Here is a 24,152-nt window from a genome sequence, read left to right on the forward strand (position 1 = left end):
ACGGCGGCCTGAGCGGTTCCTGCATTGCCGGTGAACGTTGCTTTGACCTGTGTCCAGACGCCGCCGTTGATGGTCATCATGCCCATAATCCCTTGTCGCCCCACAGCGAAGCCGGGGAAGCCTCGCTTCATGGCGCGGAGGGAGGCGCTGGCTGTATGGGTGATCTGCATCATTTTGCCCGGAACAGCAGAGACGTCAACCAATGCGTGCGCGTAGCCGGTAAGCCGGCGAAGGCGAACTAACGATTTGGCACGCCGTCAGCGTCGGCATCCGTTAGCAGAACCGGATTCTTCGCCTAGACCTGCCACCGCACAAAGAGCCAAAAATCATCCCTGACCTGCACGAACACCCATTCTTGAGTCAACCTTGAGGGTGCGCCGCAGGGTAAATTGAGTTCGCCCCGCCAAGGTGGAGGCATGCTCTCACGTCTCCGGGCAGGGAGCGTTGTTCTCACCTGCGCCCTGCTTGCCGCCGTCCAATTCCAGCCCGCAGCCAATGCCGCACCCGCCGCAGTACCTGCGGACAGCGCTGCCGCGTCCCACACCAACCCGGCCACAGCCCCAGCCAGCCTGGGCTCCGTCTCGGCCATGCCCGGCCAGTCAGGCCAACAGCTCGCCGTCCCGGTGGCCCCCGGCCTTCAACCCGCCCGCATCACCGGCAGCATCGCCGTCACCGGCCAGCCCACCACCGGCACCATCCGCGTCAGTGCCCAGGGCCGCACACTCCTCGAAGCACCGGCCAAGGGGACCATCGCCCTGGACGCCCCCGTCAGTGCGGCAGACCTCACCGACCGCCAGCTGGTTCTGGCCCTCGAATACACCCCCGCCGTCCGGGACGTCTGCACCGCCACCCAGTCCACCGCCACCCTCAGCAGCCTCAGCCTCACCACCCAGGGCACCGAAACCGCGCCCACCACCGTGGCCGAATTCCTGGCCCCCTCCGTGCCGGCCATCCTCATCCCCGTCCCGGCCGAACTCGCCACGGACGTCTCCGCCGCCATCCTCGCCGCCTCCGCCGCCATGGCCCACCGCTACCCGGACGCCGCGCTCAAGCTCGTGCCGCCGCAGGACATGGACGCCCAGGCCGCCGCCCTCCCCGCCGGCTCCCGCATCATCACCATCAGCAGCACGGACGGCGACCCCAGCACCACGCTCGGCACCCAGGCCGGCCGCCCCAACCTCACCATCACCGGCACCGGCGAGGGCCTCCGCACCGCCGCCCGCGCCCTGGCAGACACCAAATCCGCCCTGGCGGACGGCGCCACCGTCACCGGCATGACCGCCACCGTCCCCGCCGCCGCCGGACCCGAACAAACCTTCACGGACCTGGGCGCCCAGGCCATCCGGCTGGCCGGCTACGGAACCCAGGAAACCTACCTGGGCGTCAACCAGTCCCAGTTCGGCGGCCCCGTCTCCGCCATCAGCCTCCAGCTCCGCGGCACCCACACCGCCATCCCCACCGGCGGGCAGGCCGCACTCTCCGTCTACTGGAACGACTACCTGCTCAGCTCCCAAACCCTCAACGGCGACACCTTCGACATCACCGCGGACGTCCCCGCCGGCCACATCCAGTCCCGCAACGGACTCCGCCTGCGCCTCACCGCCCTGCCCGCCGGCGGCGACTGCTCCGGCCCCGCAGGCCTGCTCCCCATGGAACTCACCGTGGACACCACCGGCAGCAAACTCACCGCCCAGCGCGGCCATTCCATCAAGCCCGGCTTCGCCCGTTTCCCCCAGGTCCTGGGCACCACCCTCCCCATCGCGTTCGACGCCGGCGCTACCGCCCAGGAAAACACCATCAACGCCGCCACGCTGGCGTTCTCCCTCCAACGCGACAACGACGCCCTCCTGGACGTCCGCCTCACCACCCCCGCCGCCCTGCTGGACTCCAGCGACTCCGGCCTCCTGGTGGGCGCCACCCCCGCCACCGCCGAACAGGCAGGCGCCCCGCTCCGGCTCGCCGGGTTCCGCACCGTGTCCAGCAAGGACATCGAATACGGCGTAGGCACCACCGCCCCCTACGGCGCCCTGGAAGCCTACGAACACAACGGCCGCAACCTCCTGCTCCTGGGCGGCTGGGCCCCGGACACTGCCGACGCCACGTCCGCGGCAACCGCCACCCCAGGAACGTTGCAGGCCAGCCTGGCCACCTACATCCAGCAGCAGCCCGGCGGCTGGAGCTCCCTGTCCCGCAACCTCCTGGTCACCCAGACCACCGGCAACCCCGTGCTGCTGGAAACCAACGCCATCACCCCCCAGGCCGAAGTCACCGACGGCTTCCGGCCGCTGGCCCTATGGCTCGCCGCCGCAGCCGCCGCGCTGATCCTGGCCGCGGGCACCCGGGTGCTGCTCCGGCGTCGCCACCGCCGCGCCGCCCGCGCCCACGCCGACGCCCTGGAACAGGCCGCCGCGGACACCGCCCATGGCCAGTGACCTGCAGGCGGCCCCCGCACCCCTGACGGACGCGCCGGCCGGACCGGCCGCGCCGGCGGGGGAGCGGGCACCATGGCTGCGCCGCACCTGGACCGCCCTGGGCGCCCCGGCAGCCGGGCGCCGCGTCCCCGGGACGGCCGCCATCGCCGTGGTGGCGGCCGCCGTCGGCCTCCTCGCCTGCCTCTACACCACCGGGCAAGGCAGCAACCTGGACTACTCGGACGCCCAAAGCCACCTCACCATCGCCCGGCGCGTGTTTGACAGCAAAGCCCCCGGGTTCGAACAGCTCGGCACCGTGTGGCTGCCCATGCCGCACCTGCTGCTCATGCCGTTCATCATCAACCTCTGGATGTTCAGCAGCGGCTGGGGCGCCTGCGTGCTGGGCATCATCGCCCTGGCCGCCACCGCCTCCGGGCTCTACCGGATCTGCGCCCGCCTGGGCTACGGACGCACCGGCCGGCTGGCCGCCGTCCTGGTCCTCCTGGCCAACCCCGCCATCCTCTACACCTACACCACCGCCCTCACCGAACCCGTCCTGCTCATGTGCCTGGTGGCCGGCATGGCAGGCCTGGCGCACTGGGCCACCAGCCGCCGCCGCATGAGCGCCGGCGAGCTGGCCGTATTCGCCGGCATCCCGTCCGGCGCCGCCGTGCTCTCCCGCTACGAAGGCTGGGCGCTGGTACTCACCGGCACCTTGTTCGTCCTGGTCACCGAGCTCCGCCGCTCCCGCCAGTGGCGCGAGGCCACCAAGATGGCCGCCGCCTACGCCATGGTCCCCGCCGCCGCAGTCCTCTGGTGGCTCTCCTACAACTGGGCCATCTACGGCAACCCGCTGGAATTCATGTTCGGCCAGTACTCCGCCTACGCCCAGCAGAAGAACATCACCGACGGCGGCCTGCTCCCCACCAAGGGCAACCTGGGCCTGACCCTCTGGACGTTCCACTGGTCCCTGCTCGAAACCCTGGGCGTGGTGGTGCTCGCCGCCGCGGCCTGCGGCGCCCTGGTGGTGGTGTACCGGCGCGGGCTGGCCACCAGCACCCTGCTGGTGGCCGTCACGGGCAGCGCCTACGCCTTCGCCCTGGTCAGCCTTTACCTGGGCCAGACCGCCATCAACAACGACCATTCGCTCCCCAGTACCTGGTGGAACAACCGCTTCGCCCTGACCGCGCTGCCCCTGGCCGCGGTGCTGGTGGCGGCGTTCGTGCACCAGGTGACCCGCCGCCGTCGGACCCGTTCCTGGGTGGTGGCCTTCCTCCTGCTCGCCCTGGCCGGGCAAAACGCGTGGTGGCTGCAGGACCCCGCCGGCAGGATGGCCATCCTGGCCGAGGGCCGCATGTCCCACGATTCCAACACCTACTCCTTCGCCGCGGCCCGCTGGCTGAAACAGCATTACGACGGCGGCGGGATCCTCCTGGACGAAAGCGCCCGCGGGAACGCCGTGCTCCCCATGATGGGCATCCCGCTCGCCAACATCTACAACCGGGCCGCCGGCGACCATTTTGGCCCCGCCCTGCAAGACCCGGCCAAGTACGCCAAATGGGTGCTGGTGAACGTCGAAGGCGAGGACTCGCCCCTGGACTCCGGATTCACGGACCTGGTGCACCAGGCCATCAGCGCCAGCCCCACGTTCAACGCCCGCTACGCCGTGGTGTTCTCCAGCCCCACGCACCGGATCTACGAAAGGACCGTCAACTGATGGCAGAGCAGGCCCCGGTCCTCTCCACCGCGCGCGCCGGCGGTCCCGCCGGTTCCTACGACGACGGCGTGGGCGTGCAGTCCGTGGCGCTGGGCCAGTCGCTGCTCATGGCAGGGCTGATCACCCCGGAGCAGCTGGACCGCGCCCTGGAGCGCGCCAACACCGAAGGCGGCCTGCTGGGCCGGCACATCATCCTGGAAACCGGGCTGAACCGGCGGCACGTCTACCAGGTGCTGGCCGAGCAATGGGACGCGCCCCTGGTGGACCTGGTGCACCACCCCTCGGACGACGCCCTGCTGGAGCAGCTGAGCTTCACCGAGGTGTCCGAGCCCGGCTGGCTGCCCTGGCACCTGGAGGACGGCGTCCTCACCGTGGCCACCGCCGTCAAACCCAGCGATGAGATCCGCCGCGCCGCGCTCCGCATCCCCGGGGCCGAACAGGTGGTGTTCCGCACCACCACCGACTGGGACATCAACCACTCCATCCAGCGTGCCTTCCGCAACCACCTGCTCTACGAATCCGCCGAACGCCTGGCCGAGGAACAACCGGACGGCTCCGCCCGCACCGCCCTGAACCTGTGGCAGCGGCTCCTGCCCGCCGTCCTGCTCAGCTGCCTGCTGGGCGGCCTGCTCCTCGATGCGCAGCTGACCGTGATCGTGCTGCTCACCGCCGTGAACGTGGTGTTCCTGGTGAGCATCGGCTTCAAGACCCTGGCCAGCCTCCGCCAGCCGTTCGACGCGCTGCATGACAGGGCCGCCGCCAAGGCACAAGCCCGGGAACTGGAACGGCGCGGCGTGGGCACCGGGGCTTTGGGCGACGCGTCCGGGCTGGCCGGGCGGATCCCGGACGGCGAACTGCCCGTCTACACCATCCTGATCCCGGTGTTCCGCGAGGCCAACATCATCAACAAGCTGCTGGCTAACCTGGGGCAGCTGGACTATCCGCGCTCCAAGCTGGACGTGCTGGTGCTGCTGGAAGAGGACGACACCGAAACCATCGAGGCCGCCAAGCGCTCCCGGCCGCCCGAATACGTGCGGATCCTGGTGGTGCCCCGCGGCGAGCCGCAGACCAAGCCGCGGGCCTGCAACTACGGCCTCACCTTCGCGCGCGGCGAGTACGTGGTGATTTACGACGCCGAGGACCGGCCCGATCCGGGACAGCTCCGCGCGGCCATTGACGCGTTCCGGCAGGACGCCTTCGAACGCCGCTACCTGGCCCCGGACCGGCGGCCGCTAATCTGCGTGCAGGCCGCCCTGAACTACTTCAACGCGGACCAGAACGTGCTCACCCGGCTCTTCGCCATCGAATACACGCACTGGTTCGACTCCATGCTCCCCGGCCTGGACCGCTCCGGCATCCCGCTGCCGCTGGGCGGCACCTCCAACCACTTCGACACCCGGCTGCTGCGGCTCGTGGGCGCCTGGGACCCGTGGAACGTCACCGAGGACGCGGACCTGGGGCTCCGCGCCGCCGTCGAAGGCTACCGGGTGGGCGTCATCAACTCCACCACCTGGGAGGAAGCCTGCTCGCAGGTGCCGGCCTGGATCAAGCAGCGCACCCGTTGGATCAAGGGCTACATGGTCACCGCGGCCGTGAACACCCGCAACACCGTCCGGTACGTCAAGCGCACCGGGGTGGCCGGTGCCGTCGGCTTCCTGGGCCTGATCCTGGGCACCCCGCTGGCGTTCCTGGCCTACCCGCTGGTGCTCGGCTTCACCATCGTCACCTATGTGGGCTACAACTTCGTGGGCCTGGTGCTGCCCGAGTGGCTGCTGCTGGGCGGGGTGGTGTCCATGCTGTTCGGCAACGCCATGATGATCCTGGTGTCCGGCATCGCCACCTGGCGGCGGCACGGCTGGCGGATCGCCATCTTCGCGCTGCTCAACCCGGCGTACTGGGTGCTGCACGCCGTGGCCGCGTGGCGGGCGGCCTGGCAGATGCTCTCCAGCCCGCACAAGTGGGAGAAGACCCCGCACGGCCTGGACGAGGAATACCACGACGACGGGCGGTGGTCCGCGTGAGCGCGCACCTTTCCGTGCTGGACCCGCTGACCCTTCCGGTGCTGGACCCCCGGCACGTCAGGGACCTGGGGGAGGAGCTGGACAGCCCCGCCGGCGCGCACGCGTTCCTGGGCACCTACCTGGAGATGCTGCCGGACCGGCTGGCGTCGGTGTGCCACGCCGTCCGCGGTGGCGACTGGGACACCGCCATGGACCGGGCGCTCAGCCTCAAAGTCACCTCCACCATGGTGGGCGCCCTGCAACTGGCGGCGCTCGCCGAAACCATGGAGGCGCTGATGTGCCGGGGCGACTGGGCAGCCGCGGAACCCCTGCTCGAGGTCCTGGCACCCGCCGTCGCCGCCGTCCGGAAAGCCGGAGGCGCCGTCGTCAACGGCCTGCTGCACCCCTAGTTTGGGTGCCTTGACTTAGGACCCCGCTGGGCGGCAGGTGGTCCCGGACCCGTACTGCAGCCACTCCGGCAGGGCCGCGGTGAAGGCGTCCCGGATGGCGGGGGTGTTGGTGATGGTCCAGTCGATCCGGCCATTGACTTCGGCCTCGTTCTTGTCCCACTCGAACCAGTTGATCATCTTCAGGTTGGGGAACTGCGCGTGGGTTTGGGCGCCGAACACCTGCTCCCACCAGGCACGCTTGATCTCCGCCTCGGAAGCACCACCCACGGCAGGGTTGTACAGGGCCGCGGTTTCCGGGATGGCAACGGGCTTGTTGTGGTCCTTGCCGTACACGCCGTAGAAATCAGGCAGCAGGCTGTCATCGCCGTTGGCGCCGTTGTAGTTGCCGGTCAGCTGGTCCGCGAACTTCTTGGCCTCCGGGATTTCGTTCTCGCCCCACGGGTACGTCGCGCCCCAGTGGTACAGGGACATCCCCACCCAGTCCACCGCGTCGTCACCCGGGTAGTACGGGGCGTAGGCGTCGTCCGCCATGGTGATCACGCCGTCGTGGTTGGTGTCCAGGGCGGCGAAATCCGCGGTGCCCGGCTTGGCCTCATATTTGCCGCCGGCAAAAGGGTAGCCGCCGCCATAGTTCGGCGCCCACATCATGGCGGACCCCGGCGCGGTGGTGTGCACCGCAGTGGCGAGGGTCCTAAAGGCGGCCACGTACTCCAGCGGCTGCTGCGACCAGGCGTACCAGGAGCCGTTCATTTCGTGGGCGAACCGGACAATCACCGGGACGCCGTTCCTGTTGAACCGGTCCAGGTCCTTTGCCAGGGCTGTGGCGGTGGCATTGGTAATGGTGGACAACCCGTCGGCGGGCTCCAGGGTCAGGAGCATCATGTGGCCGTCGGCGCGGATTTGGTCCACGGCCTTGGCAAGGTCATCCTCATCCTTGGCTGTCAGCGGGAAGCCGGTGAAGGACACGCTGACTGCCGGCTTATGGCCCAGGTCCGCGGCGAACGTGGCCAGCGGCTTGGAGTGGAAGTCCAGGTTCACGCCAAACAGGGCGCCGTCAGCCGGGGCAAGCGACGCGCGGGGCTCCACCTCGCACGTGGACGCCGCCGGGGATGACTGCGACTGCCGCTGGGAGAGGTCATTGGCGAAGTTCCATCCGGCAACGCCCAAAGCCACCAGCCCGATCAGAACGGGCAGCACGAACGCCCGGCGCAGTTCTGCCCTGTTCTCTTTCCTGGAATCATCGTCCCCGGCAGGAGATTTTCCCACGGCTACGACCCGGCCGGACGGCAGGTAGTCCCGGACCCGTACTTGAGCCAGTCCGGCAGCGCCGCGGTGAAGGCGTCCCGGATGGCCGGGGTAGTGGTGACCGTCCAGTCGATCCGGCCGTTCACTTCGGCCTCGTCCTTGTCCCATTCGAACCAATTGATCATCTTCAACTGCGGGAACCGGGCGTGGGTCTGGGCGCTGAACACCTGCCTCCACCAGGCGCGCTTGATGTCGGCCTCGGCCGGACCGCCGGCGGCCGGGTTGTACAGGGCAGCCGTTCCCGGGATGGCCAGCGGCTTGTTGTGGTTCACCGCGTACTCGCCGTAAAAGTCCGGCAGGGACCGCTCATCCCCGTTGGTGCCGTTGTAATTGCCGGTGAGCTGGTCTGCGAACTTGTTGGCCTCCGGCACCGCGTTCGCACCCCACGGGTACGTGGCACCCCAGTGGAAAAGGGACAGGCCCACCCAGTCCACCGCGGCGTCCCCGGGATAATACGGGGCGTAAGGGTCATCCGCGATGGTGAGGACGCCGTCGTGGTTCGTGTCCAGGGCCGCGAAGTCCGGCGTCCCGGGCTGGGCGTCATTGAGGCGGCCGGGGTAGGCGTAGCCGCCGGCGTAGGACGGCGCCCACATCATGGCCGAGCCCGGCGCGCCGGCATGGACAGCGTCAGCCACCCTGGTGAAGGCCGCCCGGTACTCAATCGGCTGCTGCGACCACGGGAACCAGAAGCCGTTCATCTCGTGGCCAAATCGGACGATTACCGGCACGCCCTGGCCGTTGATGTTCGCCAGGTCCTTGACCAGGCCGGCGATGGCGTCGGGGGTGACGGCGGACAGGCCGGTCTTGGGTTCGAGGGTCAGCAGCATCATCTGCCCGTCGTTGCGGATCTGGGCCGCGGCCTGCTGCAGGTTGGTACGGTCCTGGTCCGTGTAGGGGAAGTCCACGAAGGAAACGCTCACGGCAGGCTTGTGCCCCAGGTCCGTGGCGTATTTGGCCAGCGGTTTGGCTGCCAGGTCCAGGTTCACCCCAAACAGCGCTCCCGACGACGGCACCAGGCTGCCGCGGTCCGCCACCTCACAGACGGGCAGGCTTGGGTCCGTGGAGGCTTGCCCCGCCGTGCTGTGGTCCGTCGCGGGGGTGTCCCGGTTCCGGTCAGCCAGCCCGTTGGAGATGCTGGCCACCCCGAATCCCACGGCCAGCACCGCGGCAGCCACAGGGAGGGCCCAGGACTTGAACCTGTCCGCCATGGCCTCGCGGCGGGTCACGGAATTGTCCGTGGACTGCTCTTCAGGCAAAGCGGAACCCCCTGGTGGCCTGCGGTTTTGTCTCCCATCCTAAATGTCGTTCGGCGGTCCGCGGGGCCCGCATAGAGAGGGCTGAGGAGGGGCCGCCTTGGGCGTCCTCCGGGCGGAACCGTTTTAGGCCGGTCCCCGATCCTGCTTGCCCGATTCCCGTGTGGCGTCCAAGACGTCTTGAAGGGTCTGCAGGGCTGCTTCGAAGCGCTGCTTGCCCGCGTAGGAACCCCAAAGCTGTTCCAACGCCTGGACCTTGGCCGATGCTTCCCGCAGCATCGTCAGTCCCCGGGGGGACGGGAAGATGAGTTTCGCCCGGGCATCGGAAGGGTCGGGCCGGCGTTCCAGGTATCCCAGCGCCTGCAGCTCGTTAACCAGTTCTGACGTGGCAGCAAGGCTGAGCTGGGCCCGCTCTGCCAGGGCTGTCAGCCGGATTCCCTTGGTGCCAACATTGCCCGTGATCTGGAGGTGGGCCAGGCGGATGTCGCCATAGCCATGGGATTCAGCTTCCTCCAGAAGCTCGCGCCGGAACTCAGCCAGAAGGCGCACGAGCAGCTGGCCTACGGGGAGTCTCCGCGGATGGTCGGAATCACTTGACGACGGCATGGGCATGGAGGAGACTTTATCCCAGAAGGTTCGGAATCCGAAGTAAATTCGGCCGATTACCTGGTGTGAAGTACACGACCGTTTGGAGGCTGTAATGTCTTCGGAAACTTCGCCAACCCTGATTGATACAACGCTGGGTCCCCTGATGGTCCGCCGGACCGGCGCCGGTGCGCCTGCATTGTTGTGGCACAGCCTCTTTGTGGATAGTCAAACCTTCGATGGCGTCTTGGAGGATCTGGGCCGGCATCGTGAGCTGTTTTTGGTTGACGGGCCGGGGCACGGCGGCAGCCCCGGCCCCCGCAGGCGCTATTCCCTTGAGGAGTGCGCCACTGCAGCCGCCCAGGTCCTGGATGCGTCAGGCGTGTCTTCGCCTGTGGACTGGGTGGGCAATGCCTGGGGCGGGCACGTAGGCATCGTTTTTGCCCGCACGTTCCCCGCGCGCATCCGAACACTGACCACGATCGGCACGCCCGCCTATCCGTTCTCCCGTGCGGAGCGCCTGCAGACTTCGCTACTGGTCTACCTTTACCGGGTTCTGGGTCCGGGACCGTTCAGCGGGACCATAGTGGAGGCGCTGGCCGGGCATGATGTGGCGAAGACATCGCCGGCCGCTGCCGAAGCGGTGCGCGATGCGTTCCGCCGCGGCAACAAACAGGGCAAATACTGGGCCATGCAGTCAGTGATGCTGGAGCGCCCTGACCTCCGTCCGGTCCTGCCTCTGCTTCGGGCCCCCACGCTGATGCTGGTGGGCCGGGACGATCCCATGAATGACCCTGAGCAGGCGCAGCGCGCAGCACGCAGTGTTCCGGACGGGCGGTTTGCACGCGTGACCGGGGCCGGACACGTGGCCCCGCTCCTGCTGGCACCGCACGAAGTCACCCAGCACGTCCTTGCCTTCTGGTCGGAGACCCTGAACCGGCAAGCAGCGGCATGAGCCTTACAACGGCCGCGTTACCCGCGGTGCCGCTGACCGCAATAATCGGCTGGTCGGGGCTGTTCATCCATAATCTCGCCGAGCTGCCCGGACAAAGCCTTCTCAGCCCCGAATCCTTCATCCCGTTACTCGTTACTGCCATTCTGGTGGCAGGGTGGTTCACGCCGATCCGGCACGCGGCCACCCTGGCCATGCTGGGCTGGGGGCTGCTGCATTTCTTTGGCGGGGGGCTGATCAGCGTTCTTCCCTTGCCGTTCCTCCCGTTCCTGCCGGAACAAACACTCAGTCATTACTGTTCCACGCTGTTTACGCCCTGGCCCAGTTGCCGCTCGTCTTAAGTACGGTGGGATGGCTGCGTAAATCATCTTGAGGAAACCTTGAGTTTTTGACGCAATTTGTCACTTTGGGTTTCATCTGGTTGGGTCTATGCGGGGGCTCACTATCACCAATGGAGACTGTTGTGGCTTTTTCCGACTACGCAATGGCGCTTGGCGCACTGCTCGGCACCCTGTTGATCCCCTTTGCAGTCCTCTACCAGATGCTGCGGCTTAGGCGCCGCGCACTCCGGATCCCCGTCCGTCCCGCACCCCGAGGTAATAAGCGCTGACATGCCGTATGTCGATATCAACCCCCACAAAGGCCGTCCCAAGTGGGTGGGCTACGCTGTCCTGACTGTTCTCCTGGTGCTCACCGTCGCCGTCGTGGCGGCAGCACTCACCCACCACTAAGCATCCATCCCGGCCGGGGGAGTACCGCCGTCGCCGAGATGTCCCGGTCTCAGGCCTTGGGACTGAGCTTTCCACGGGCGACGCTGTCGTCCGAATGTGCCGGATTCCCGTTGTACGCCTGGTTCGAGATGTCCACCACCGGATACTGGGCCAGGTCGATGCCGGTGGGGATGGTGAACGAGCCCGTATCGTTGGCGAGGACGCCCAGGCTGACCATTCCCGAGAGATCGCTGGTGGCCACCCACACCTCCCGGTACCCCGAAGTCCGCTCGGCGGAGAGATGGATGGTGAGTTGGCGGGTCCCGTCGGGCAGTTGCTCCATCTGTGATCCCGGCGGCGGCGGTTGCCATCCACAGCCTGGGGCGGCGCCGGTCCCTGGCTCCCGGCGGCAGCGGAATGGGTGCGGCAACCTTGCCGTCGTCGGGCGCTGACGGTGTCTCCACCTCGGCGGGTGGGGCGGCCGGGTGGTCAGCCTGGCTCCCGGGCGTGGCCATGGGATCGGGCCCGGCCAGGGGATCCGCTGCCAGCGCCGGTGAAAGTCCCAAGGCCTGATGGATGGCCGTCCAGGTCCTGGCGCTGGGTTGTTCGAGCACGATGCCCGCAGGATCCAGGGTGGCGATGTCGGTGACCCGCCGGAAACCCCGCAGGGTTGCGGCGCATTCCGGACAGGTGTCCAGGTGGTGTGCGTCGGCCTCCGTGCCCGGTGTCTCGCCCAGGGCCATGAGGCCCAACAGTTCCGCGTCAAGGTGTTCCATGCTCCACCTCCAGGCGGGTGCGCAGCCGGGTCAGGCTGCGCCGGATATGGCTTTTGACGGTTCCGAGCGGCAGGTTCAGCCGCGACGAGATCTGATCGTGGGTCAAGTCATCGTAGAACGCCAGCCTGAGTATCGCCTGTTGGGGGTCTCCCAAATGTTCCAGTTCATCGTCAAGGATCAGCCGGTCGGCCACGGCCTCCGCGAGGGCGTTCTCGTCCCCGCCGGCAAACGCCGGGTCGAGGCCGGGGTCCCATTCTCGGGTGGCGGCAGCCTCCATCGGATGCTCCTTGGGCGGCAACGGGCCTGATTGGAAGCCCCATTATGCCGCTGCACGGGACGGTCCGCTACGGGCTCATGGCACTGGCGGGTACCCCCGTGCTTGTCCCCGGCGGCGCCAGGGTGCGGGCGCCGCCGGGGACAAGTTGCAGGTTGTTGCGGCCGGGCTGCGGGGGTTAGTCGCAGTCGCGTCCGCGTGAGGCGGAGTCCACCACCTGGACGGCCACGCCCAGGGTGTTATCGGCCAGGCTGCCCCAGGCGTACACGATCGTGTTCTTGCCCTCCGCGATGTTCACGTCGGCGGGGCCGATGAGCGGGGTGGTGGTTCCCGCTGCCGCCACCGAGGCAGAGACGGTTCCCTCCTTCAGGGTGAGGGTCTTCTGGTTCGGGTTGGTGAGCCCCTTGACGACGGCGGTCCCGCCGGCCAGGACATCGACGGCCGGGGCGGCCGCGACGTGCCGGACGGTCAGCTTCCCCTTGCCGTCAGGGCTGGGTTTGGTGCTGTTCTTGAAAAGCGTGGCGGTGGGGGTCCCGTCCGCGGCCAGGTGCGCCACCGCCGTGTAGTCCCTGCCGGCCTTGAGGTCCACGGTGACCGGGCCGATCACCGGGTTGTCGGCGCTGGTCGCGTCGGGGCCCGTGATGGCAATTTTGTGGTCTCCGTCCGGAACCTCCAGCGGCCCGGCCAGGGTGCCCGGCGTGAAGTTGTCCAGGGTGAGCTTGCCGTCCACCCAGACGTCCACTGTCAGGCCCGGGACGCCGTGGAGGACGGAGAGTTTGGCCGTTCCGTCATGGTCGTGGTGCCAGCCGGACGCCTGGGCCGGGGTGGCGAAAGCGAGTGCTGCCAGCAGCGTCGTTGCTCCTGCGACTGCAGAAAGTGTCTTGCGCATTCCAACTCCTAATGAGGGGCCCCGATGGGGCCGAGGTTCCGCTTACAACCCCTACTACCGGCCGAATGCCCTGCCCGGATGCAGCCCGCGGAAGAATCTTTGCCACTCTTACCCGGCTGATTCCCGTGTGCGGCGCCAAGGAACTCTGCCAGCCCTGCGGTCCATCAGCGTTGCCGCGCCGAGGGCCCCTGAAATGACCACCATGCTGCCCAGCCAGCCGGCGGCAAGGATCAGCAAGGTCATCCGGTCACTGGCTTCCACCGGCGCCAGCGACTGGCCGGCCACCACCACCTTGCCGGCCGCCTCCCGCGCGACGATTGCCATCCGCAGGCCGGTCTCCGGCTGCCACGTGACCGTGTCCGTACCCAGCGTCCGCGCCGCCTCAAGCACGCCGGTGGGTACTACCGGAATGGTCCCGTGCAGCGTGACCGTGCTGGAGAGCGGGGTGTTGTCCTCTCCGTAAACAATGAGGAAGACGCCGCTGTCCGGCGCCAGCTCCAGCCACGGGCCGGCCGCCGTATCGGGGCCCTCTTGCTGGAGCCGCGCCGCCGCTGCCGCCGCGGGAGCGGTGTTGGCCGCACGGCGCCCGATTTGCTGGAACGTGACGTAGGTGCTGCCGAAAGCGAAAGTGGCAATGATGGCTGCGGTCACGCACAACATGATCCTTCTCATGTGAATATGATCCGCCGGAACCCTGCGAGCAACAGTGCCAAAAGGAACAGGCGCCCGCCGCCCGGGGCCGGATACTCCCGGCATAGCCCGTAGACTTACTGTTTGAACTAGTGCTGCATAACAGTTTGCCGATCGTCCGGGGGGACAGACATGCCACAACCGGCGGATCAGAATGCAGGCGCCCCAGCAGAGGATGCAGGGCAGCCGCAACTGCGCCGACGCCGCGACCTTCGTCGTGCCGACGGAACAGTGGACGATGCCTGGACAGGAACCATGCCAGCAGTAACCCCTTCCCCTTCCAGCCAGAACGACGCCGGAAAGCCGGTGACGCGCCGCACGTCTTGGGCCGAGGCGGCCGCCGCAGCCGACGCCACCAAGCCGTCCCGCGCCCCGGCCCCCACCCGCACCCCGCCTCCGGCACCCGCAGCCCCGCCCGCTGCGCCGGCGTCGACGCCCGCCGAACCCATCGCCTCCGTGCCGGGCACCTCCCGGCCGGGAACCGCCGAACCTGCCGCGGCTGAGCCCGCCCGCCGCGCCGGCGGGGTTGCTCCGGAAGCGGCAGCGCCGTCGTCGGACACTCCGTCATTCCGCCGCAGCCGTCCCACCGTGGCCGACACAATCGCGGAAAGCCCCATGCCTGACTTCATCAGCTCGCCCGGCCTGTTCGTCAAGGAACAGAAGCCGCGGCCCGTGGGCGGGTTCCGCGGGGCGCTGTACAACCTCACCGGCGGTGCCTGGAACCTGGGCCCCGGACCCAAGCAGCGCCAGGAGGACGAGCTGGGCCGCCGGATTTCCCGGCAGCTCCAGGGCAGCTACAACACCGCTGTCCTGAGCCTCAAGGGCGGCATCGGCAAGACCTCCACCACGGTGGGCGTGGGCCTGACCCTGGCCGAATACCGCGGCGACGCGCCGTGCGCCATCGACGCCAACCCGGACTCCGGCGACCTCGTGGAACGCGCCCTGGGCGAGGGCATCTACCAGCAGTCCAGCCCGCGGACCATCACGGACCTGCTGGAGAACATCGAATCCATCGACTCCCTCACCGCCCTGGCCCGGTACATGCACCACGCCGGCCGGCTGCACCTGATCGCGGGGGAACAGGACCCGGAGGTCTCGGACTCGCTGACCGCCGAGGAATACTTGCGGATCCGCAAGCTCATCTCCAGCTACTACTCGGTGGCGCTGACCGACTGCGGCACCGGCGTGACGCACAACGCGATGAGCGGGATCCTGCAGTCGGCAGACAACCTGGTGATCGCCGCAGGCTACGCCGTCTCCGGCGCCAAGCGGGCCCGCAGCACCCTGCACTGGCTGGCCAGCCACGGGTACGAGGACCTGGCCCGGAACGCGATCGTGGTGATCACGGACAAGGACGAGGTGTCCTCCCGGGTGGACAAGGACGCCATCGAGGAACACCTCTCGGGGATCTGCCGCGAACTGATCGCCGTGCCGCACGACCGCGGGGTGGCCGACGGCGACTTGGTCACCCTGGATGTGCTCAAGCCGGAAACTCGGCGGGCGTACAAAGAAATTGCCGCGGCAATCGTGGACGGGTACCGGTAACCAGTTCGTTATTTTTCGGCGCCGGGGCAGGTATCCCCGCCGCCGGATTCAGGTATCGGTTACTGATCACATTTTTCGGGCGGCTGCATATCCTGCATTCATGCTGAAAACCGTGCTTCGGAGTTTTCGTCCCAAGCCAAAGTGCAAGGTCTGCGGCTTGGTCCTCCCTCCCTCTCCCACTGCGGTGTTTTGCTCCCGGGACTGCTATGACACCTACCTGTCCGTGGCTGACGGTGCCCGCCGCAGCCAGTAGCTGATCGCCTGAGTAGTGCCCGGTGCGAAAGACAGGTAGCCGGTACCGGGGACATCCCGGCGGCACGCTCGTAGCCTCGTCAGCATGATGGATCTCATGGATGGTGGGCGCCGCCGTCGCCGCCTGCCGAAGCGCGAGACGCTCGAGCTCGTTGGGTTCACGGCGGTGTCCGTGGCGGCCGCGGCTGTACTGTTGCCCGTGATCGGGGTGAAGACGGTGGTGAGCTCGCTGCCGTTCGTGAAGCCCGCGCCCGGGCACGACGCCGAGGACAGTTACCTGATCAATTAGCGCCCGGCCCGGCAACGGTGCGCCCCGGCACTTTGCCGCGCGCCGCCGTCGTACTTCCCCTGGCCCGTTTACCGCGGGACGGTGGTTGCCCGCGGCAGCCGGATGCAAAAGCAGGCGCCATCCCCGCCCGGCGCCGTTGGTTCCACCGTGAGGCTGAGATTCATCCGCTGGGCCAGCCGGGCCGCGATGGACAAGCCGAGCCCGCTGCCGGTGGGCCGTTGTCCGCTGTACCGGCGTGCCAGGGCTCCACGGTCGAAGGCGATGGCGGCGTCCTCCGCGGTAAGCCCGGGACCGCTGTCACGAACCTGGATGGCGACGATGCCGCGCTGGTGGTTACCTGGCGCCGTCGCGGGGGAGGGCGGCTCATCTTCGATCATCACCTTCAGGGCCAGGGGTTTCCCCGGCGGCGTGACGCGCAAGGCGTTGCCGATGAGCCCGTCAATGATTTGGCGGAGCCGCTGGGCGTCCGTGGTGACCATCAAGGGTTCCCCGGCATCCGCAGCGGGCAGTTGGACTGTGACCTCCACGCCCGCCTGGGCCGCTGCCGGCTGCCAGGCGCGCTGCGTCTGTTTCAGGAGCGCGGAGACGTCGACAGGTTGGACGTCGAGCGTGAAATCGTCGGCCTCAAGCCGGGCCAGTGCCAGCAGGTCCCGGACAAAGCCGTCCAGCCGGTCCGTTTCCGCGGCCAGGGTTTGGCCCACACGGGCTTCGTCTTCGGGTGGCACCAATCCGTCCTGCAGGGCCTCGGCGTATCCGCGCAGCGCGGTGAGCGGCGTGCGGATCTCATGCGAGATGGACAGCAGGAATTCCCGTTGCCGGCTTTCGCTGGCCAGCAGCGCATGGTCCAGCGTGTTGATGGCCTCGCCCACGGCACGGACCTCGGCAGCGCCTGCGGGTTCAAAATGAACGGTCCGTTCACCGGCGGCCATCCGCCGTGCCGCCGCTGCAGTCCTAACGAGCGGGCCTGAGAGACGGCGGGCAAGCAGGGTCCCGGCCAGGGCGGCGATCAGGAGCCCGGCCGCCAGGGCAAGCAGCGTTGGTTGCAGCAGCCGGGCCGATGCCGCGTTAACGTCCGAGAGCGACCTGGTCAGGACGATCCCGCCGCCTTTGGCGAGGGGCCTCGCTTCGACCAGGAACTGGACACCTCCACGGGTGACGGTACGGGAGATTTTTTGCCCGGCGAGCACCGGGTGGACCGCGTCCGGGCCCAGGATCTGGGAGGCCGCACCGGTGACGGAACCGGTGGGGGTAATGGTGGAGAGATCGTAATTGTCCGGTCCGAGGAGATTGCGCTCCCGCAGGTCCAATGCCTGGGCAGCCACCGGGGCGGCGCTGAAGGCATCAGCCTGGCGGGAAAGCTGCTCCCGGGCCTGGTTGACGGCAGCGGAACGGATCAGCGGGAGGGCGACGCTGCCGGTGACAAGGACTGCCAGGACGGCGACGGCGGCCGTGACGAGGGTGATGCGACCGGCCAGGGAACGCAGCCACAACATCGTGGCAGCTCCGGGGCGGCGCTCCTCGCGTACGCCCGGTCCGGGCGGCGGGCCACTCACGCCCGGTCGCCGTCCGCAGAGTATCCGACCCCGCGCAGGGTGCGGATGGGGTTGCCCGGACCGAGCTTGGAACGCAGCTGGGCGATGTGCACATCCACGGTTCTCCCCGCCGAGTAGTCAGCCTGTCCCCACACCGCCGACAGGAGCTGCTCACGGCTGAACACCCGGCCGGGGCTGGCCAACAGGTAGGCAAGCACATCGAATTCCCGCGCGGTCAACTCCACCGGCTTCCCTTCCACGCTGGCGGTGCGGTTCTCCGGGTCCAGCGCCACCGACCCCACGCGCAGGATTCCGCTGCCCGGGACGCCGGCGGTGCGGCGGAGCACCGTCTTGAGGCGCACCACCAGTTCCCGGGGCGAAAACGGCTTCGTCAGGTAGTCATCGGCGCCCAGCTCCAACCCCAGCAGCATGTCCACTTCCTCGTCGCGGGCGGTGACGAAGATGATCGGAGTCCAATCGTTCCGGGCCCGCATGCGCTGGCAGACCTCGATCCCGTCAATGCCCGGCAGTCCGACGTCGAGCACCACCGCCACCGGCCGCAGGCTCCGGACCCGCTCCAGGCCGCCTTCCCCGGTGGCCTCGACGTGCACGCCGAAGCCGGCCCGACTCAGGTAGAGGCGCTGCACGTTAGCGATGGCGCGCTCGTCCTCAACAATCAGCACGAGCCCGCGGGACGGCGTGGTGCCGGCAGCTGTTGATTGCTCCATGCATACATTCAACGCCATGGCAGCACCGGCCCGGCCGGCCGGCGCCTGAACTTTACCGTCCTCTTACATTCGCCGAACACGGTCCTGACTTGCCCGCGCCACAGTGGAAAGGCAACACAGCGCAGGCCTGGCACAAACTGTCCGGGTCCACGGAACCATCGAGGAGATACGCATGAACACCAATCCCACCGCGCCGCGCAACAGCGACGCACGCCGCTGGCGCGTTCGCGCAGGCGCGGCCGCTGCAGGAGCTGTCCTCATCGGGGGAGCGGTTCTTGGGGCGACGTCGGCCTCGGCGGCCGGCCAAAGCCCGGCACCTTCAGCCGGTGCCACCTCCGCGGCGGCGAGCCCAGGCAACGGGAAACAGTCCGCCGCCCATCCCTTCGCCCACGCCCTCCGGAACGAGCTCAGGGTGGACCTCCAGGGAGCCGACGGCTTCGGGGACAAGGCCCACGAGATCGCCTATGTGCTGATCCACCACACCAAAGCCTTCGAAAAGCTCCCGGCCAACCTGCAGGCAGACCTGAAGACCCTGGAAGCAGCCGCGGCTCCCGACCGTGACGGCGATGCGGCGAAGATCAAGGACACTGCCCTCAACGGCGGCTACGGGGACAAGATCCAAAAGGCGGCCAAGGCCATCCAGGCCAAAGCGGCCCAAACACCCGCGAAGCCGTAAGCGTCTCCACCGGACGTTGGCTTTGCCCCGGCACGTTGGCGCTGCCTTGGCCACCTCGGCCGCTGCCCCGGCCGCAGGGCCGGGGCAGCGGCCGCCGGCCCGTGTGGCTCAGGAAGCGCGGCCCGCAGGAATCTGCTCATCGCTTTGGCCCGGCTGCCCGCGGTGGAGCTGGAAGGCCGTGGTGACCATGGCAAAGTGGCTGAAAGCCTGCGGAGTGTTGCCCAGCTGGCGGCCTGCGCGTGCGTCCCATTCCTCGCTGAGCAGGCCCACGTCGTTGCGGAGCGCAAGCAGCCTTTCAAAGAGTTCCGTGGCTTCGGTCCGCCGCCCGGCGCCGAGAAGGGCGTCCACCAGCCAGAAGGAACACGCCAGGAAGACGCCTTCATTGCCGGGCAGTCCGTCGTCGCTCTCCTCCGGCCGGTAACGCAGGACGAATCCGTCCTGCGTCAGGTCACGCTGGATGGCTTCGATCGTCCCGACGACGGCCGGGTGGTCCGCCGGCAGGAAGCCGACCCGTGGAATGAGGAGCAGGCTGGCATCCAGTTCAGTGCCGCCGTAGGACTGGACGAAGGAGTTCAGCTCAGCGTTGAAGCCGTGCTCCATGACGTCTTTATGGATCGCGTCCCGCAAATCTTCCCACCGGTCCGCCGGGCCCGGCAGGTGGAACTGGCGGACGCCCTTGACCATGCGGTCCACGGCCACCCAGGCCATGACCTTGGAATGGGTGAAATGCCTGCGGGGTCCGCGGACTTCCCATAACCCGTTGTCAGGTTGCTGCCACACACCCTCGAGGTGTTCCATCAGCGCAGTCTGGATGTCCCACGAATCGTCCGGGACATGCAGGAGCGCGTTGCGGGTAAGGGAAAGCCCATCGATGACTTCGCCCCACACATCCAGCTGAAGTTGGTCCGCCGCGGCGTTGCCGGTCCGGACCGGCGAGGACTTTTCGTAACCGGCCAGCCAGGGCAGCTCGGACTCAGGAAGCCGGCGCCGCCCGTCGAGGGAGTACATGATCTGCAGGTCTGCAGGGTCCCCCGCCACCGCCCGCAGCAGCCATTGCCGCCAGGCCTTGGCTTCGTCCGTGTAGCCGGCCGTAATGAGCGACTGGAGGGTGAGGGTGGCATCCCGGAGCCAGCAGTAGCGGTAATCCCAGTTGCGCGGGCCGCCCGGCTGCTCAGGCAAAGAGGTTGTGGCGGCCGCTACGATCCCGCCGGTGGGGGCGAAGGTCAGCGCTTTCAGCGTGATCAAGGAGCGCTGGATGGCGTCGCGGTACGGACCGTCCGCCCCGCTGCGGGCCGACCATTCCTCCCAGTAAGCCACGGTCTGGGACAGCGCGGCGTCAGCACCGATCGTCCGCGAACGCTGGCGGTAGCTGGGGGCCCAGGTCAGGACGAACGGAACCGTGTCCCCGGCATGGACCGTGAACTCACTGACAGTGCGGCGGTGTTCGCCGTGCATGGGAACCGGTGAGGCGACGTGCACCGAGTCGGGCCCGGCGACGGCGTGGATCCCGGTCTTGGTGCGACGAACCCATGGAACCACGTGCCCGTAGTCGAAGCGCAACGCCAATTCGCTGTGCAGCTGGACTGTGCCCTCCAGTCCCTCAACGATCCGGACCAGGTTGGCGGCTTCATCCCGGGGAGGCATGAAGTCGGTGACAAAGACCCGCCCCGTGCCGGTCTCCCACTCGGTTTCCAAGACCAGCGTGTCGTGGCGGTAACGGCGGCTGGTGCAGGCTCCCGCATTCACGGGTGCCAGAAGCCACCGCCCGGCCTCCGGACTGTCCAGGAGGGCCGCGAAACAGGCAGGGGAGTCAAAATGGGGGAGGCACAACCAGTCGATGGAGCCGTCAGCGCCGACCAGCGCGGCCGTGTGCAGATCGCCGATGATGGCGTAGTCCTCGATCTTCCGCATCTCAGAGGTCCTGGAAGTCCAGGACGACTTTCACGTCGTCGTCCCTCCGCCGGAAGGCATCGTCAAAGTCAGCCAAGGGGACCCGGCGGGAAATCAACCGCTGAAGCCAGCCCTGGTCCGCCTTTTCCAACGCCTCAACCGCAGCCTCGTAGTGGCTGCGGTTGGCATTGACGCTGCCGAACACCGATTCGTTGCCCAGTACCAGGGTCCGGTTGACGGAACCAACGTCCACGGAATTGGTCTTGCCGGGTGAGGAAACCCCCGTCAGGCACGTGACCGAATCCACCGCACGGCAGGTCAGGGTCTCCATCACTACGGAGGCCACACCGGTGCATTCGACTAGCACGTCGGCTTCCACCCCGGAGGTCGCAAGGCTTTCCGAATGGTAAATGGCACCAAGGTCAGCGACGAGTTCGGGTTTGGGGCCGGTGGTCACCCGATCAAACACGTGCACTTCCAAACCGCGCTGCACGCCCAGGAGCGCTGCCAGCAGGCCCACGGGGCCGGCACCTGTCACCACGGCGGTTTTGGGCTCGAAAAAGGCGCGCGAACCGATCGCATCAATGTGCTGCCACGCCTTGGCGACGATGGTGGTGGGCTCCAGCAGGACACCCACATCTTCCAGGGACCCCGAAAGCCGCACCAGTGCGTGGGGGTCGGCGCGGTAGCGGTCACGGGCAAAGCCGTGCAGTCCTTTGATTCCATGTTCGGTGTAGCGGCCGTTGCGGCACATGTCCCACTGGCCGGCCGCACAAGCGGGGCACGGCACAGGATCCGGGCGCCTGACGATTCCCACCACCAGGTCACCGGCGCTGAGTCCGCTGCCTTCCGGGGCTTCGAGGACCCGCCCGAGGTTTTCGTGGCCCAGGACAAGGTAGGGGGAGCCCTCCGGTGCTTCGCCGTACTCGCCGGCGGTGATTTCAATGTCCGTTCCACAGAGGCCTATGGCCAGGGTTTCAACGAGGACCGAACCTTCGGCGGTGGCGGGTTCGGCGATTTCCCTGAGCTCCATTGAATCGACGGAACCGGGGATAACGGTTAAAGCTTTCACAATTTCCTCCCTGCCTCAGGACACTTTGTGGTGCCCGTTCCATTTGGATCCGTGCAGAAAACATGTGGTTTTCCCAGCGTTTGCCGTGAGCTTACGCAAATAGCCTGAATACCGGCCCGGAAAAGGCTGGGAGCCGCCACATCACTATTGACGGGTGGTCCACCTTGCCTCGATTTTTCGCTTGGACGGAGGGGGCGGAGTCCTGTGCCAGCAGGTCCTTGCGCAGTTGTGTATTCAGGTCTAACGTCTGGGCTAACTTTGAAATTCGTGGTGACTGGGCGCACGAATAAGAACCAGTGAAGAAATTGCTGATTATTTGCTTATTAGTGCCCAGGAGCCTTTTGTGAGCATCAAGCGTTCCCTGACATGGTTGTCCCAGTCCGTTGTTGCCGCCGCCTTGGTGGCCGGGTCCCTTCTGGCGATGTCGCCGGCGGCCTCGGCTGATCCGGTCTACGGTACGCAAAGCATCTCCTACTCAGGGGTGGCGAATCCGCCCACCTCGGATAAACCCCAGAGCAAACTGTGGTGGAATGACGGCTCCTGGTGGGCGGATATATGGACAACCGGCAGCGGCTGGCACATTTACCGCCTCGACCGTGGAACGCATACCTGGGTGGATACCGGATTACTGAATGACGCGCGCGGAAATACGCTGGCCGATGTGCTGTGGGACGGCACGCATCTGTACATTGCCTCCCACGTCGTTGCGGTTTCGACCAACTCAAGCCCCGTCGTTTCGGTGACCGGTCAGCCCGCCAACCTTTACCGGTACAGCTACGCCGGCGGCAAGTACACCCTTGACGCCGGATTCCCCACGGTCATCACGAACAACACCAGTGAATCAATGACCATTGACGAAGACAGTACCGGGGCCATCTGGGCCACCTGGACGCAGGTGGCCGGGAACTCCACCGCCGGCTACACCAACACCGTGTATGTGAACGACTCCGCACCCGGGGGCACCAGCTGGGCAAGCCCGTTTGTCATCCCGGTCTCCAACCCGAATGCCACACCAGATGACATCTCAGCGGTTGTCGCATTCAACAAGAACAAGATTGGCGTCATGTGGAGCGACCAGCTCACCGGGTCTGTCTGGTGGGCCACGCGGACCGACGGAACCTCGCCCACGGCGTCGTCATCGTGGAAACAACAGCCCGCCATCAGGGGTACTGGCCAGGCTGATGACCACCTCAACATCAAGTCGTTGCAGGCTGATCCCAGCGGGCGGGTCTTTGCCGCCGTCAAGACGAGCCTCAACGATACGTCCTCGGATCCCACGCTGCCCCAACTGTTGCTGCTCGTCTTCAAGCCGGGAACCGGCTCCTTCACGCAATCAACGCTTTCCACAACCGGGGACTGCGTCACCCGGCCGCAGATCGTCCTGGACACCCAAAACAACCTGGTCCACGCCTTCGAGACGGCACCGCCGACGTCGGTCAGCGGGTGCGCATTCTCGGGCGTGGCCGGAAGCATCTATGAGAAGACCGCGTCCATGGACAACCCGGTGTTCGGCTCGGGACGTGGAACGCCGGTCATCCAAAGCGCCTCCTCGTCCAACATGAATGATGTGACCACCACCAAACAGGGCGTTGACGGCACCACCGGCCTGGTGGTCATGGCCAGCGACAACGTGGCAAAGCGCTACTGGTTCTCGGACCGGTCCCTCGGCCCCGCCGCCCCTGCCCCGGTGGCGTCGTTTACGGCTTCGCCGACGTCGGGGACGGCGCCGTTGAACGTGACGTTCACGGATACGTCGACGGGGTCGCCGACGTCGTGGGCGTGGGATTTTGGTGACGGCGGGACTTCCACGGTGCAGAACCCGACCCACAGTTATGCGGCGGCGGGGACGTATGTGGCCAAGCTGACCGCGACGAACGGCACGGGCCCGTCGGCGCCCGCTTCGGCGACGATTACGGTGACGGCGGCCGGGGTTGCCCCGGTGGCGTCGTTTACGGCTTCGCCGACGTCGGGGACGGCGCCGTTGAACGTGGCGTTCACGGATACGTCGACGGGCACCCCGACGTCGTGGGCGTGGGATTTTGGTGACGGCGGGACTTCCACGGTGCAGAACCCGACCCACAGTTATGCGGCGGCGGGGACGTATGTGGCCAAGCTGACCGCGACGAACGGCACGGGCCCGTCGGCGCCCGCTTCGGCGACGATTACGGTGACGGCGGCCGGGGTTGCCCCGGTGGC

General features: G+C 67.5%; 20 protein-coding genes and 1 pseudogene. 10 read left to right on the plus strand and 11 right to left on the minus strand.

What is annotated here, in order from left to right:
- Window positions 1-416 precede the first annotated feature (416 nt).
- From DC347_RS10500 to DC347_RS10515, 4 genes are read left to right on the plus strand one after another with little or no spacing between them, the layout of a single operon-like run.
- Window positions 417-2,432 carry a hypothetical protein gene (locus DC347_RS10500; protein ID WP_109045352.1) on the plus strand — a complete coding sequence of 672 codons (2,016 nt, stop codon included), beginning with the start codon at window positions 417-419 and terminating at the stop codon, window positions 2,430-2,432.
- Window positions 2,422-4,128, plus strand: a complete 1,707-nt coding sequence (locus DC347_RS10505) for a glycosyltransferase family 39 protein (protein ID WP_109045353.1) — start codon at window positions 2,422-2,424, stop codon at window positions 4,126-4,128. The genes DC347_RS10500 and DC347_RS10505 overlap by 11 nt, the downstream gene beginning before the upstream one ends.
- The gene (locus DC347_RS10510; protein ID WP_109045354.1) at window positions 4,128-6,149 is read left to right on the plus strand and encodes a glycosyltransferase; all 2,022 of its coding nucleotides are present in this window, start codon (window positions 4,128-4,130) and stop codon (window positions 6,147-6,149) included. Before DC347_RS10505 ends, DC347_RS10510 begins: the two co-directional genes overlap by 1 nt.
- Window positions 6,146-6,538 (plus strand): Hpt domain-containing protein, encoded by a 393-nt coding sequence (locus DC347_RS10515; RefSeq protein WP_240617750.1) that lies wholly within the window; start codon window positions 6,146-6,148, stop codon window positions 6,536-6,538. Before DC347_RS10510 ends, DC347_RS10515 begins: the two co-directional genes overlap by 4 nt.
- Before the next feature lie 15 nt (window positions 6,539-6,553).
- Here the strand turns inward: DC347_RS10515 and DC347_RS10520 are convergent, their stop codons facing one another.
- The 3 genes from DC347_RS10520 to DC347_RS10530 all read right to left on the minus strand — a co-directional run bounded on the left by DC347_RS10520 (window position 6,554) and on the right by DC347_RS10530 (window position 9,708).
- Window positions 6,554-7,735: a glycoside hydrolase family 26 protein gene (locus tag DC347_RS10520; protein ID WP_109045356.1), complete on the minus strand. Its 1,182-nt coding sequence runs from the start codon at window positions 7,733-7,735 to the stop codon at window positions 6,554-6,556.
- A 71-nt stretch (window positions 7,736-7,806) separates the two neighbouring features.
- A complete protein-coding gene (locus DC347_RS10525) occupies window positions 7,807-9,099 on the minus strand; it encodes a glycoside hydrolase family 26 protein (RefSeq protein ID WP_109045357.1) in 1,293 nt (430 codons plus the stop codon).
- Window positions 9,100-9,222: 123 nt separating this feature from the next.
- The gene (locus tag DC347_RS10530; protein ID WP_240617751.1) at window positions 9,223-9,708 is read right to left on the minus strand and encodes a MarR family winged helix-turn-helix transcriptional regulator; all 486 of its coding nucleotides are present in this window, start codon (window positions 9,706-9,708) and stop codon (window positions 9,223-9,225) included.
- An 88-nt stretch (window positions 9,709-9,796) separates the two neighbouring features.
- Here DC347_RS10530 and DC347_RS10535 point away from each other — a divergent pair, with 88 nt between their 5' ends.
- Window positions 9,797-10,636 carry an alpha/beta fold hydrolase gene (locus tag DC347_RS10535; protein WP_109045359.1) on the plus strand — a complete coding sequence of 280 codons (840 nt, stop codon included), beginning with the start codon at window positions 9,797-9,799 and terminating at the stop codon, window positions 10,634-10,636.
- Window positions 10,633-10,974 carry a hypothetical protein gene (locus tag DC347_RS10540; RefSeq protein ID WP_109045360.1) on the plus strand — a complete coding sequence of 114 codons (342 nt, stop codon included), beginning with the start codon at window positions 10,633-10,635 and terminating at the stop codon, window positions 10,972-10,974. The genes DC347_RS10535 and DC347_RS10540 overlap by 4 nt, the downstream gene beginning before the upstream one ends.
- Before the next feature lie 439 nt (window positions 10,975-11,413).
- Here the strand turns inward: DC347_RS10540 and DC347_RS21930 are convergent, their stop codons facing one another.
- From DC347_RS21930 to DC347_RS10560, 4 genes and pseudogenes are all read right to left on the minus strand, one after another.
- Entirely contained in the window at window positions 11,414-11,686 is a 273-nt protein-coding gene (locus tag DC347_RS21930; RefSeq protein ID WP_240617752.1) for an anti-sigma factor, read from the minus strand.
- Between the two features lie 419 nt (window positions 11,687-12,105).
- Window positions 12,106-12,318, minus strand: a pseudogene (locus DC347_RS10550) (RNA polymerase sigma factor); the annotation flags it as partial.
- Between the two features lie 253 nt (window positions 12,319-12,571).
- On the minus strand, window positions 12,572-13,282 hold the full coding sequence (locus DC347_RS10555) for a DUF4397 domain-containing protein (RefSeq protein ID WP_109045362.1): 711 nt from the start codon (window positions 13,280-13,282) through the stop codon (window positions 12,572-12,574).
- A 108-nt stretch (window positions 13,283-13,390) separates the two neighbouring features.
- Entirely contained in the window at window positions 13,391-13,933 is a 543-nt protein-coding gene (locus DC347_RS10560; protein ID WP_109045363.1) for a hypothetical protein, read from the minus strand.
- A gap of 294 nt (window positions 13,934-14,227) precedes the next feature.
- On the opposite strand from DC347_RS10560, the gene DC347_RS10565 reads away from it, so the two are divergent.
- Together DC347_RS10565 and DC347_RS10570 are read left to right on the plus strand one after the other, a co-directional pair.
- Entirely contained in the window at window positions 14,228-15,517 is a 1,290-nt protein-coding gene (locus DC347_RS10565; protein WP_109045364.1) for a MinD/ParA family protein, read from the plus strand.
- 337 nt (window positions 15,518-15,854) lie between these two features.
- On the plus strand, window positions 15,855-16,058 hold the full coding sequence (locus DC347_RS10570; protein ID WP_240617753.1) for a hypothetical protein: 204 nt from the start codon (window positions 15,855-15,857) through the stop codon (window positions 16,056-16,058).
- Between the two features lie 68 nt (window positions 16,059-16,126).
- On the opposite strand, the gene DC347_RS10575 is transcribed toward DC347_RS10570, so the two are convergent.
- Window positions 16,127-17,611, minus strand: a complete 1,485-nt coding sequence (locus tag DC347_RS10575; RefSeq protein ID WP_133247081.1) for a cell wall metabolism sensor histidine kinase WalK — start codon at window positions 17,609-17,611, stop codon at window positions 16,127-16,129.
- Entirely contained in the window at window positions 17,608-18,318 is a 711-nt protein-coding gene (locus DC347_RS10580) for a response regulator transcription factor (protein ID WP_109045367.1), read from the minus strand. The genes DC347_RS10575 and DC347_RS10580 overlap by 4 nt, the downstream gene beginning before the upstream one ends.
- 172 nt (window positions 18,319-18,490) lie before the next feature.
- On the opposite strand from DC347_RS10580, the gene DC347_RS10585 reads away from it, so the two are divergent.
- On the plus strand, window positions 18,491-18,994 hold the full coding sequence (locus DC347_RS10585) for a hypothetical protein (RefSeq protein ID WP_109045368.1): 504 nt from the start codon (window positions 18,491-18,493) through the stop codon (window positions 18,992-18,994).
- 108 nt (window positions 18,995-19,102) lie between these two features.
- Here the strand turns inward: DC347_RS10585 and DC347_RS10590 are convergent, their stop codons facing one another.
- Both DC347_RS10590 and DC347_RS10595 read right to left on the minus strand, forming a co-directional pair.
- Window positions 19,103-20,905, minus strand: a complete 1,803-nt coding sequence (locus DC347_RS10590) for a glycoside hydrolase family 15 protein (protein ID WP_109045369.1) — start codon at window positions 20,903-20,905, stop codon at window positions 19,103-19,105.
- A gap of 1 nt (window position 20,906) precedes the next feature.
- The gene (locus DC347_RS10595) at window positions 20,907-21,956 is read right to left on the minus strand and encodes a glucose 1-dehydrogenase (RefSeq protein ID WP_109045370.1); all 1,050 of its coding nucleotides are present in this window, start codon (window positions 21,954-21,956) and stop codon (window positions 20,907-20,909) included.
- Between the two features lie 343 nt (window positions 21,957-22,299).
- Between DC347_RS10595 and DC347_RS10600 the strand changes: the two genes are divergently transcribed.
- On the plus strand, window positions 22,300-24,152 hold a 1,853-nt coding region (locus DC347_RS10600), incomplete at its 3' end, for a PKD domain-containing protein (RefSeq protein ID WP_206073913.1).

Source organism: Pseudarthrobacter sp. AG30 (assembly GCF_003116525.1).
Taxonomy (GTDB): domain Bacteria; phylum Actinomycetota; class Actinomycetes; order Actinomycetales; family Micrococcaceae; genus Arthrobacter.

Bases quoted from the DNA above. Each gene is read 5' to 3' on its own strand.
- DC347_RS10510 (WP_109045354.1), top strand. From the start codon at position 4,128: ATGGCAGAGCAGGCCCCGGTCCTCTCCACCGCGCGCGCCGGCGGTCCC.
- DC347_RS10590 (WP_109045369.1), bottom strand. From the start codon at position 20,905: ATGCGGAAGATCGAGGACTACGCCATCATCGGCGATCTGCACACGGCC.
- DC347_RS10570 (WP_240617753.1), top strand. From the start codon at position 15,855: ATGATGGATCTCATGGATGGTGGGCGCCGCCGTCGCCGCCTGCCGAAG.
- DC347_RS10530 (WP_240617751.1), bottom strand. From the start codon at position 9,708: ATGCCCATGCCGTCGTCAAGTGATTCCGACCATCCGCGGAGACTCCCC.
- DC347_RS10505 (WP_109045353.1), top strand. From the start codon at position 2,422: ATGGCCAGTGACCTGCAGGCGGCCCCCGCACCCCTGACGGACGCGCCG.
- DC347_RS21930 (WP_240617752.1), bottom strand. From the start codon at position 11,686: ATGGAGCAACTGCCCGACGGGACCCGCCAACTCACCATCCATCTCTCC.
- DC347_RS10555 (WP_109045362.1), bottom strand. From the start codon at position 13,282: ATGCGCAAGACACTTTCTGCAGTCGCAGGAGCAACGACGCTGCTGGCA.
- DC347_RS10540 (WP_109045360.1), top strand. From the start codon at position 10,633: ATGAGCCTTACAACGGCCGCGTTACCCGCGGTGCCGCTGACCGCAATA.
- DC347_RS10565 (WP_109045364.1), top strand. From the start codon at position 14,228: ATGCCAGCAGTAACCCCTTCCCCTTCCAGCCAGAACGACGCCGGAAAG.
- DC347_RS10535 (WP_109045359.1), top strand. From the start codon at position 9,797: ATGTCTTCGGAAACTTCGCCAACCCTGATTGATACAACGCTGGGTCCC.
- DC347_RS10585 (WP_109045368.1), top strand. From the start codon at position 18,491: ATGAACACCAATCCCACCGCGCCGCGCAACAGCGACGCACGCCGCTGG.
- DC347_RS10580 (WP_109045367.1), bottom strand. From the start codon at position 18,318: ATGGAGCAATCAACAGCTGCCGGCACCACGCCGTCCCGCGGGCTCGTG.
- DC347_RS10500 (WP_109045352.1), top strand. From the start codon at position 417: ATGCTCTCACGTCTCCGGGCAGGGAGCGTTGTTCTCACCTGCGCCCTG.